Source organism: Melioribacteraceae bacterium (genome assembly GCA_035362835.1).
In the GTDB taxonomy this organism is placed as follows: Bacteria; Bacteroidota; Ignavibacteria; order Ignavibacteriales; family Melioribacteraceae; genus DSXH01.
Genome location: DAOSDY010000001.1, coordinates 1,410,774 through 1,422,399, shown reverse-complemented (window position 1 = coordinate 1,422,399; position 11,626 = coordinate 1,410,774). Strand labels below are relative to the sequence as shown.

Genomic DNA, 11,626 nt, shown 5'->3' with positions numbered 1-11,626 from the left:
TTTTTTAGAAATCTACTTTTGAACATTTATCATTTAACTCTGTAAGGGATTCCCCAGGATTTTGATTCAACAGCGGATTCCGTATCATATACAGAGTTTCTTGTATATGCATTTATTACTGCATGCATTCTTACAGCATTTGCGTTTGTATAGAAATTAAGTTCATAAACTTTTCTAAACGATGAACCATCCTGAACAGTTGAAACTATATCGAACTTTGCTTTTTTACCGGGAACTCCATTCATCATAGCACCGTATGTAACAGTTAAGAAATCGGGATCTGATATATTACTCAATACTTCAATCCTGAGGTTAACCTTCTGATTCTTTTTATACCATGTTTTTAGATCTTTCCAATTGTATTTCCAATTAAAATGGTTCTCTTCAAATTCGTCATTATCGTCATCTTCATCATCTCTATCATGTTTCTTTTCCTTGCCGATTTTGAATAAGAAGAGACCTGGATCGGTAATTTCAACAGGTGTGCCATTCTGGGATGTCAGGGTAAGCTTTACTATTTGGATATTATTTCCATCGGTCCCTCCATAGGGGAGTGAAATGGCATTTACCTTCCAGTCAAGTGTATCATTACCAGTATTTGCAACTTTTTTGAAATGTATAAGTCTTGTAATTGTAGTAGAAAATGTTTTTTGAATTGTTGTATCAGTTCTTGTACGAATCCCGATTGTCGGCGGTTGAAAAGATCCCTGAATAATTAATTTCCCTTCGTAATTCTGCACCAAGGTGCCAACAGCCGAAGTGCTGTCTTTTGCAAGTATTAAATTTTTATCAACGAGAGTCATTTTTTGTTGAATATGAACTGGGTACAGATTTTTCCCTAATATACCGGCCATTGCTAAAGCTTCACTCTCATTGTAATTCGGTGTAAAAGAAGTTAGCGAACCACTGCCTTCAGCAATTTTCATAAATAACTGTGCCTGATTTTGATTAGAAGACTGAGGTTCAGTTATATCAAATGGATCCTCGCAGTTAGTAGCAGCAATTACAATTAAAGCAATGGCAAAAGATTTAGCAAAAATATTTCGGGTTCTCATATACGCCTCCTTTTTTTTATTTAATAGAATCCAAATGCAATGCATTTTCTAATTCTTCAGGTAAGGGCTTACAAATTATGTCGATTGCCGATTGATCGTATTTATTCAAATAGTAAGGCCACTTGTGATTAGTACAAACAACTACTTGAGGTTTATTGGGAAGATCATCTTTCATAAATAAAATATTTAAGAAGCAGCTATCCGGTGTATCCAGGAAAAATATGATAATATCGATTTTTATTGATTCTAATATAATTTGAGCTTCTCTTGCAGAATTCACTGTAAACACAACATCATATATGGAATTGAAATCTAAACCCTTAAATATTTGACCTGTTTCAATATGTGTTGCATTTATAATTAGTGCACTCATTTAGTCCTCTTGTATTATGACGTCCAAAAATTATACTGAACAAAAGTTTTTGTATGCAGCGAAAACTTGTAAAATCATGCAGTTGTTTTTACTGCATGCTGACAGAATATCTCTTCATTAATTAGAATGTAAGGAAATATTTCTCCTAAGTTGAAATCTTTTAATAAAGTAATAGAGTGAGAAGAATACTAACACAGCACCAGCAACCATAAATAGCAGATAAAGATTTGTGGGTGATAATTCACTTTGCCAGTTTTTCAGATTACTGTCTATTGTATTCTTATCTTCTTTCGTAAGCATTTTATTACCGATTAAAAGCGGTAACCAGTTCTTTTCAAGGATTTTGAAATATATACTATCAGCAAAAAGATGATATTTCAGTTCACCTTCACTACGGTCATTTAAGTTGATGTTTTGCATTTCCTTTTGAATAAAGGAAACCATACTATTCACGAACTGATTACCATCAGTAAAAGGATGCAACTCAATATTTTTCTCCTTAAAAATACCGTATACGCTATTCCATATATTTGTATTAATATTTTCATCCCATTCGTTCAACAAAGAATCAATTACTAATATTTCTGAATTTCTCTTCTTATCTCCAGCGTATACTTTAATCAACTTTGGACTTATCTGATTCCAGACCAAGCTTAAATCATTATGCTGTTTTTTTAATGATGAAAAGTCATCGGCATGCAGGCGTGTAACATTTATAAAATTTATATTATCGGATATTGTGCGGTTAATATTGTAGAACAGATTTTCATTTCTAATTTTTGATTTAATCTCACGTACCTCTCCAGCAGTAAGATTCGTATTATATTTTGTAAATTGTTCCAGCAAAGTATCGACAAGGTCACGTACAAGAAGGTCCCTCTGATAAATGTTTCCTCGTAGCTGCGCAATGAGATTATTTAGTTTGGCAATTGTTGCTTCATCTTTATCAGCGCGTGATTTTAGTTTATTGATTTCGAGAAGTAATAATTCATTTTCCCGGCTCAGACTGGACACCTGGGATTCTAACTCAGTAACCTGAAATGAAAGCTGTTTAATGTGTGAAAGATCGGCCCTTTTCGAACTTAATGCGTACTCAATATTGAAAAAAGAGGATTCATAATCTTCGGGGTATAATGCGTGATTCAAAATAGATTTATTATTAAATGATGAGTTTTTAAGATCAATTATTTTTGCGCTAATAAGATCCAACTCATCAACAGATACAGCATTTTTAATTGATTCTTCTATTTGTTTGTAATGGTATTTAAATTTTTGGACTGCTTCATAATCTGATTGTCCGGAAACTAACGAAACCATTAAGAAATAATAAATCAAAGAGATATTAATTAACTTTTTCATTTTGACCTCGTAATCGTTGATCCGATAATCAAATAGTGGCTTATACCGTCAATTAGCTCAATTCCAGATGATTTCATGTTGAAAACAGGTCTTTGCAGCGGCATATTGTCAGGGATATTTATTATTTCTTCAAGCATCATACCGCCTTGAACTGGATAGAAGACATAAATGTTTTTAAAACCAGCACCAGTGAAATAATAGAAGCCGGATTTATCGCGAATTATTCTGATTTCTTTACCAGGTGCCTGGTTAGAGTCCGCAAATTCTTCATAATAAATTGGTTTTACATTAATTTTAAAAGTATACCTCTTATCAGCGATTTCGCCTGAATTATCAATATTCAGAACACTCTCCATTGGCCAGGAAAAATCGGCTGGTTGTAGCACCAATTTATTACAGCCTGAAACAACCATGATCAAAGCAATAAACATTAATGGTTTCACTTACTCCCTCACTTTTTAGGATTATTAAAAAGTTTAGAATAAATAATCATTTACTTTAATAATTGTCTTAACAGTATTTACCATGAGAACCCGTTATAAAACTACGTCATGGAAGAATTAGAGTATGCAGTATTTCATTGAGAAAGGATGTAGCTGTTTTTGCGGCAAGTAAATCGTTTGGTTTTTATTGATAATACGTAATTAAAAAGTTTCACTCAATCAGATTGTTATCAATAGCATAACGGATTAAGTCGGCAGTTGATTTACGATTCAGTTTGTTTTGAATTCTTGTTTTGTATGATGCAATAGTATTAATACTTAAACTAAGTGAGTCCGCTATTTCTGTTATCTTTTTCCCTTGAGCCAATAATCTAAGCACTTCAAATTCTCTATTTGACAAAAGTTCGTGAGCCAAAGCATTTCTATTTTTTTGAGATGATAGAAATAATTCTTCCATAATTTCAAGGTTGAGATACTTTCCTCCCTTTTCAATTTTCCTTATGGCATTAATTATCTCACTGGGTTTAGCATTTTTACTTATATAACCATCGGCCCCCTGATTAATAGCTCTTTTGGCAAACTTTTCTTCCGGGAAAATGCTGAATACTAGAATTTTAGTTTCAGGATATCTTGATTTAAGATCTTTTACAATATCCAATCCACTTTTATCCGGTAACGAGATATCGAGCATTAAGAGGTCGATTTGAGTATTGTTAATAATCTCTTCCATTTCTTTTACGCTGGAAGCTTCTGCAACGATTTTAAGATCTTCATTTCTAGAAAGTATTTTCTTTATACCTTCTCTGATTATTTCATGGTCATCAGTGATTAAAATATTCATAATAATATTCCATAAGTATTATTAAACAGGTATACTAAGATTCACTGTTGTACCTTTTCCCACAATGCTTTCGATATTCAATATTCCTTTCAGATAAATAGCGCGTTCTTTCATGCCAAGAATTCCCATTGATTTACCAGAATGATAATTCTTTTCTTCAATCCCTTTTCCATTATCAGAGATAAGAATTTTCATTTCCTTCTCCCCTTTAGTAATATGAACAATAATAAGTGAAGCATTTGCATGGCGTAATATATTAGTTAAGGCTTCTTGAATGATCCGGAAAACGGCTACTTTGGAATCATCATTCAGATCGACCCCTTCTACATTGCAAGAAAAATCACATTTTATATTACTAATTCTCTCAATTTCACGACAGTATTCTTGAACAGCAGTTATAAGTCCTAGATGATCTAAAATATAAGATCTGAGGCTTACAGAGATATCTCTGACAGTTTGAATACCTTTATTGACAATTTGCTGGACCGAAGAAAGCTCTTCGATCACCTCGCTTATTTCAATATTCTGATTTTGCTCAAGTTGTTCCTGCAAGAAAGAAATATTTAATTTAATTCCGGTAAATAGCTGTCCAAGCTCATCATGAATTTCCCTGGCGATTTCTTTTCGTTCATTTTCACGCGCATACTGTATTTGTGCAGCTAAATCACGCAATTCCGATTCAGAATTGCGAAGTTGTTGTTCAGTGAGGCGAAGCTGTTCATAATTAAGAGATTTAATTATTGCTATTGATGCGTTTTTTGCGATAGAATTGATAAGATTCAGATGGTTAAGATCAATCTCCTTATTTGAATTATAGTGTAATTCAAAGAAACCAATAATATCACCCGAAGACCCAAACAAGGGTGCTCTTAATAACTTTTTAACACCATATTTTTTTATAATCTCTTGATCGGAATTGCTTCCGTTAATATTACTTATGAACAATGCTTTCCTATTTTTTTCTAAAATATTAATAATCTCTGAATTGTTAGTATAATGCCGGTAAAAGAATTCCCAATGGTCAATATTATAGATTCTTTTTACTACATAACTAAGTTCGGATTTCAAACAGGCAAATCCACTATTAGCTTCTACAAAATGGATGCTTTCAGTAACAAGAGAATCTAATATCTGATCAATATCCAGAGAACTATACAGCTGTTCTCCAACTCTCATCATCACATTAATTGTCTCTTCATATTTTTTCCTTTCATCAATATCATAGCAAGATCCCAGGTATCCGGCGAAATTATTTTGAAGGTCGTAGTACGGGATACCAAAACTAATGAGCCATCTATACTCACCGGAGTAATTTTTCAATCGAAATTCCTGGATTATATGATTACGCTGAATGAAGAATTCGTTAAAATTTCTAATTACTTTTTCTTTGTCATCATGGTGCAAATTCATAGTCCAGTCGGTCTTTAATTCTTCATCAATACTCCGGCCGGTATATTTTAACCATGCCTTATTGAAATAATTAAATTTTCCATCAATACCAGAACGCCAGACGGGGTTTGGAAAATCGTCCAACAGTTTAAGATAAAAATCCCGTGACTTAATCATATCATCTTCAATCTTCCTTCTATCTGAAAGATCCCGGAATACGGTCAAATAACCATAGATATTAGTGTTTTCATCCTTAAGAGAAGAAATTAGAGTATTAGACCAAAAGAATGAACCATCCTTTCTTAATTTCCATGAATCATCAATAAAGCTGCCTTCCCTGCCAGCAAATTCCAAATCCGATTGAGGTTTTTTATTTATTATTTCATCTTCAAAATAAAACAACGAGATATGTTTTTGAATAATTTCGTTTGAATTGTATCCTGTCAATAATTCTGCACCTTGATTCCATGATATTACATTTCCATCCAGATCAAGAATAAATATTGCTAAGTCTTTGACTCCATTAACAAGCATTTCAAAACGATTTTCGAGTCTTGTTTTTTCAATTTCTGTTTCAGCAATTTTTCTATAGTTCGAAACAACAGTTTTTCTCCAAATAAGAATCAGAATAATGACCAATAATAAATCACTAGAGATGAGTCCAAGAATCACAGATTGAAATAGTTTGTCAACCGGAAGATAGAATTCAGATTTATTAATTTTTGTAATCATGGACCAAGTTGTATTTGGAATATTTTGCATAATAGCAATTACAAGATGGCCGTAATAATCAATCCCTTCGACAAATCCCCTTCGAGTATTTATTATTTTTGCATCTGAAATTGCTTTTTTATTATTAAAGCCGGAAGAGTCCGGGTGATTTTCAGATATTAGTAATTGGCTTATAAATACTACAGATTTTTTATATGGTTTAACTAAAACGCTCTCAAGAGTTGTTTCCTGCCGTGCATAATTTGCAATTAGAGAGTGAATATTTTTATATGATGATGTTGAAAGAATTAGAGTATATGAATTTCCGTACATTGGATTAAGAGGTACATAGAATTTAATCATGTCCGGGAAGCTGTAATTTTCATCAGAATCCGAAAACACTATGCGATCATTAAGAATAGCATGTACACATAGAATAGAATCGGTTTGATAAATACTTGTGTTTAGATTAGTTGTTGAATAAACGATTTCTTTTGAATTTCTCACGAGTAATATTTCATCATATCCATAATAATACTTCAATGCAGCAAACCATTGGATTAATTCCGGGGATTTATCAGCAGAGGATGATATAGACGCAAGACTTTTAACCAGTGGTTCATTTACTTTCAAAACCTCCAGTTGCGCGATTCTTCCTTGCAGCCAATTATTGAGTTGAGATTGATTGAATTTTGCAGTAGATGAAAGAAAAGAGAACCGATCGTCAATAATTTTCGCTTTTTCGCTATTATAATATGAAAAGAATATTAATATCAGGACCATAGTAATAATAAGATACAATGCTGAAAAGAATATCAGAGGTTTTTTAAAAATGTGAGCACGATATTTTGATAGTGATTTTATCATGGCAAATTATTTACTACCGGGATAATATGACGCTATCATTATATTCCCCTTGCTAGTATAAATTCGCTTCATTCATAGCGAGTGATAAATCTTCATTATACTTTTATAATCTAATTTGTAAAAATAACTTTACAACTATATAAATTATACAGTAAACAAAAAGATTGATAACGTGATATGCTTCACAATACAGGATGTAAGAGCAGTCTAAAAATAATTCCAATTGCTGATACAATAATTCAGGGGTTTAATCTTTATTTACAATATAGCAGATTGTCGGAATAATAATGAGGTATATAAACAAAATAATTTATATTTATTTGAGTTATAAATACTCCCCTGTATTATTTTGCGAAACATAATTTTTCTTTTAGCTTGGTTTTTATATTATACATAAAGACTTGATATAAATTTAATAATAGAATTGAAATGAGTAAGTAAATTAATTAAGTTTTATTCAGTCCGTTCTCAACGAATCTTGTTTTCCTATTATTTTCAAAAAAATAAATGGAATAATACGGAGGATGAAATGCCAACCAAGTATACCGGTCAGTGGGATAAGGATAAATTACGTTCAATGATGGAGTCAGGATCTGCGTATGCTGAGTGTACGCATTGCGGCAACCAGATTAAGATGTGGACAACGGTTATGTCGAGTATCTGTCCAAAGTGCCACTTAAATCATGGGATAGATAGGTTAGTCTCTGAATATGAGTATCGAGCAATATTAGAAAAAATAAAAACAAGGGCGAGTAATAAAAAGCTTAGGAAAAAGTATAAGAATTTGATTTCAGCGCTTGAAAATGAAAAAGCAGGGATTTTAACTGATAATAAAATGATTACAAATGAAGAAGGGTGGATTAATTTTGTAGGAAGATTTATAAATGATGATCTGGCATATACTACCAAAGCATTTACTTGTTTAAAGTGTGACATATGCAATTTTGTTACAGTTATTGAGGTAGAACCTGGATATAACATTAGACGAGCAATCGGTACTGCAGAAGCATCTAACTATGAAATTGATTTCAATTGTGTAAAATGTGGAAATTATAATAAAACGAGAAGAGTAAGTGTTTCATATGACAGTCATTCATATTATTCAAAGTACGCTGATCCGATAGCAGAGAGTTTAAGAGATTATATAACACCAAAGAGAAAGAATAAGTGGTTCTCATTTTTTAATATACGTTAATTAAAATGGGAATAAACGAATCAGAATAATTTCATCTACGATAACAATGGCACATGAAATAATAATTTTGAATTAGAGAAATAACTTATAAATGTGTGTATTATGATGTAACCGCAAAAGCTTACATAATGCCCATTATTTGCGATATATAATTTTTTAGTTTTATAACAAATAGAATGATTAACTACAAATAGAAAGTATGTAAAGCAAATAATGAGGTGTTATGTAAAGCCAGTATGTAAGGACTTTTTGCTGGCGTGCTTTTGCGGCCGCAGATGATTTTGAGAAGTATAAACTGGGAATGGATTATTAAACTGGCAATATCAATGTTGAATTCTCCTTACTTCCTGAGAATACAACAAATGGAGCTCCACCACGTTCTTGAACAGCCATTTTCTTCAATCGATGCCATGGTTCATGCGAGCGAGCGTACGGTATACCAATTACCCATATAAGAACCATTAGAGATATTATTATGATTGCTGCCATGTCCGTTGTGAGAATCTGAATATTTAATGCAAAATTTCCTATTAAAAATAGTAGCAACAAAATTAATGGAGAAGAAAGAAGCAACAATATGCGAATCCTTGCATTAGTCCAACAGTTATTACACAATGCATAAGAATGGTCTTTTGTATCTGCATACTGGGTAGTAATTGTTTGTTGAACAGTTGTTGGATCTACTCTTTTTATTTGGTCGATTTGGCTGGTAACAATTTTTCCTGTTGTAGCATGTAAAATATGAGGGTTATGTTCTAAATTCTTTTTACAAAATGTACACTGGTGAGTGACAGTTGTTGTGTTCATTTATATCTCCAAATTAATTTTATGTGGATAACTGCATATTTTGTTAAAGATCAATAACAGACGCCTTGAGTTATATTGGTTTTGTTAACTACACAAAAAGAAAAACTATATTTTTTTAACATAATTTTATAATTACAAAATTGCTGCACTGAAAAACAGTCTATCCCGCCAACGGCGGGACTGTCATTGTTCAGCAGCGGGTTATGCACAAGCAACCACATCTTGCAAGCTGGTTCATAGTCGAGGCCATTCATAATCAATGACGAACAATTCGAAAGGGGAACAACTTATGTCAAGAAACGAAACGATTCCACGCACATTCTTGTGACTCAAGAACTCTTACTCCGTTCCATGAACCTTTGGTGTTCTTTTGAGTCTTTATCTAATGTGAGTTGTATGTCTATCGCATATTTCCCGGTACCACCTTTAATCCACGCCGCTTCATTCCACCTCCTCACAATCTGTTCAATCTCATCGGCAGTTGAATTCGAGCTTGGAGCAATTAATATTGTTCCGGCTTCTTCGAAATCACTGCTCCTTGCTACCCATGGATCGATAAGTATAGCAGCGTCTGGATAATCTTTGTATACCTTTTTGGCTTTATTAATCTCACTAAGAAATGAATTTCGAGGGAGGACAACCAGATGCTTATATGCCTGCTCTGTACGAGATTGAGACAAGATTTCTTTCCAAACTTGAGAATCTTCGTTGGTAACGATTATAACTCGCCTTACCCTAGTTTCTTGATAGGTTACTCCCATAATATTCTCCTTTGACTTTTTGTGGTTGATTGTAAATAATTATTAGTTAACCCGCGAGGGGATAACTTGTATTAAGTTGTTTATTCCGTCAAACTAATGCCGGACAAGCCCGCAAACTTTATTTGCTTTTATTTTAAAATGACAGTTATAATACGGGATATAGTGCTATATATAAATATTTAATTTTGTTTGCAGGGAAAGATCTGGGGTCTGTATAGGTATTAAGCTCATACGACTTAATCCAATATTGATTTGAGGGCATAGAGAAATTAATCAGTTGAATTTTGATATGCAATTAATACTTTATTAAAAGTATTAATTAGCGTTACTGGTTAAATATTATGTATTGCGGTTTTCCGCATAGAGTGAGCCCGGCTTCTTACCTTTAAAAATCCAATAAAAACAAAAGTTTATTAACAATTGCAATAGTGAAAGGCTGTATTTCTACAGCCCTCCCTGCCTCGCCGGTCGTCGGAATTTCTTCAGCTCTTCTTTCAGTGTTCTCATATAAATTTCATTCTATCAAATAACAGTGCAATAGTTTTGCAATAGTAAAACTTAAAACATAGGCTAAAACTGGTAAATTTTAGTTGTTACACAAAAAAAGACCCCGAAAAGAATGCGATTTCGGGGTCATTTGTGCACTCAGCCGGATTCGAACCGGCGACCTGCTGATTAAGAGTCAGATGCTCTACCAGCTGAGCTATGAGTGCGGTGCAAAAATACGGAAAAATCGCGATGCTGCAAAGCCGCTTTTTAAGCCGGAAAAAAAATTAATTCTACTCTTTTTTATTTATGATTTTTTTTCCGGAGAATTACTAACTTTTGACTGCATTTGTTCAAATGTGATCCCCTTACAATTACAGGCAAATAATTAATGATAGAAAACCTCAGAGACCCGGCAATAATTTTTTTTATAATCGGTCTGCTTGCCGGCATAGTAAAGTCGGATCTTAAACTTCCCGAAGCTATCTATGAGATAATAAGTATCTATCTTCTATTATCGATCGGCTTAAAAGGAGGGGTTCAACTTGCAGAGACGGATCTGGTAAAAATGCTATTCCCGGCTGCAGGATCAATATCAATTGGATTGATCATTCCCGTTGTTGCTTACTTAATACTCCGGCGAATCGGGAATTTTAACCGTGCGGATTCAGCGGCCATTGCCGCTCATTACGGATCTGTAAGCGCCGTTACATTCGCAGTTGTAATGATCTACCTCGACCGCCTGGGTGTATTATATGAAGAGTACACGACAGTCCTTCTCGTATTGCTCGAAATACCGGCAATCGCGGTTGGAATTTTCATCGCGCGTTTAAGAGCCGGCAAATCTCAAATAGCTTACGGCAAACTGGTTCACGAGGTTATTTTCGGAAAGAGTATCTACCTTTTACTTACGGGGCTCATTGCCGGATATATTCTCGGCCCATCAGGAATTCAGCCGGTTAAAATAGTTTTTTTCGATCCGTTTAAAGGAGCTTTAACATTCTTCCTGCTGGAGATGGGGCTTGTTGCCTCGAGAAGACTATCGGATCTTAAGCGTGCCGGTTCGTTTCTTATCGGCTTCGGAATCATTATGCCTCTGATTTCGGGAATGATTGGAACATTAATCGGTTATTATTCGGGCCTTTCGGTTGGCGGGACAACTGTTCTAGCAACGCTTGCCGCGAGCGCTTCTTATATTGCCGCTCCTGCAGCAATGAGAATTGCGGTTCCGGAAGCTAATCCTACATTCTATCTTACGTCATCACTCGTGATTACATTCCCGTTCAATCTGATTTTCGGAATTCCGGTTTATCACTGGATGTCTATTATGATTCATTAA

Annotated in this window: 10 protein-coding genes and 1 tRNA gene; 2 read left to right on the top strand and 9 right to left on the bottom strand. The window is 33.8% G+C overall.

The features are described 5' to 3' along the window. Window positions 1–29: 29 nt before the first annotated feature. From PLZ15_05995 to PLZ15_05970, 6 genes are all read right to left on the bottom strand, one after another. Complete coding sequence (locus tag PLZ15_05995) at window positions 30–1,055, bottom strand: hypothetical protein (GenBank protein ID HOI29298.1); 1,026 nt, start codon at window positions 1,053–1,055, stop codon at window positions 30–32. Between the two features lie 16 nt (window positions 1,056–1,071). Continuing rightward, on the bottom strand, window positions 1,072–1,428 hold the full coding sequence (locus tag PLZ15_05990; protein ID HOI29297.1) for a hypothetical protein: 357 nt from the start codon (window positions 1,426–1,428) through the stop codon (window positions 1,072–1,074). Window positions 1,429–1,545: 117 nt separating this feature from the next. Then, window positions 1,546–2,787 (bottom strand): DUF1749 domain-containing protein, encoded by a 1,242-nt coding sequence (locus tag PLZ15_05985; protein ID HOI29296.1) that lies wholly within the window; start codon window positions 2,785–2,787, stop codon window positions 1,546–1,548. Then, window positions 2,784–3,230 (bottom strand): hypothetical protein, encoded by a 447-nt coding sequence (locus PLZ15_05980; protein HOI29295.1) that lies wholly within the window; start codon window positions 3,228–3,230, stop codon window positions 2,784–2,786. Before PLZ15_05980 ends, PLZ15_05985 begins: the two co-directional genes overlap by 4 nt. Window positions 3,231–3,441: 211 nt before the next feature. After that, window positions 3,442–4,071, bottom strand: coding sequence for a response regulator transcription factor (locus PLZ15_05975; protein ID HOI29294.1), 630 nt, complete (start codon window positions 4,069–4,071; stop codon window positions 3,442–3,444). 21 nt (window positions 4,072–4,092) lie between these two features. Beyond that, window positions 4,093–7,038, bottom strand: a complete 2,946-nt coding sequence (locus PLZ15_05970; protein ID HOI29293.1) for a PAS domain S-box protein — start codon at window positions 7,036–7,038, stop codon at window positions 4,093–4,095. Window positions 7,039–7,567: 529 nt separating this feature from the next. On the opposite strand from PLZ15_05970, the gene PLZ15_05965 reads away from it, so the two are divergent. Continuing rightward, complete coding sequence (locus tag PLZ15_05965; GenBank protein ID HOI29292.1) at window positions 7,568–8,233, top strand: hypothetical protein; 666 nt, start codon at window positions 7,568–7,570, stop codon at window positions 8,231–8,233. 309 nt (window positions 8,234–8,542) lie between these two features. On the opposite strand, the gene PLZ15_05960 is transcribed toward PLZ15_05965, so the two are convergent. The 3 genes from PLZ15_05960 to PLZ15_05950 form a co-directional block, all read right to left on the bottom strand. Next, window positions 8,543–9,040 carry a hypothetical protein gene (locus PLZ15_05960; GenBank protein HOI29291.1) on the bottom strand — a complete coding sequence of 166 codons (498 nt, stop codon included), beginning with the start codon at window positions 9,038–9,040 and terminating at the stop codon, window positions 8,543–8,545. 329 nt (window positions 9,041–9,369) lie between these two features. Continuing rightward, a complete protein-coding gene (locus PLZ15_05955; protein HOI29290.1) occupies window positions 9,370–9,720 on the bottom strand; it encodes a hypothetical protein in 351 nt (116 codons plus the stop codon). A gap of 721 nt (window positions 9,721–10,441) precedes the next feature. After that, window positions 10,442–10,514 (bottom strand) — tRNA-Lys (locus PLZ15_05950). Between the two features lie 164 nt (window positions 10,515–10,678). Between PLZ15_05950 and PLZ15_05945 the strand changes: the two genes are divergently transcribed. After that, window positions 10,679–11,626, top strand: coding sequence for a sodium-dependent bicarbonate transport family permease (locus PLZ15_05945; protein ID HOI29289.1), 948 nt, complete (start codon window positions 10,679–10,681; stop codon window positions 11,624–11,626).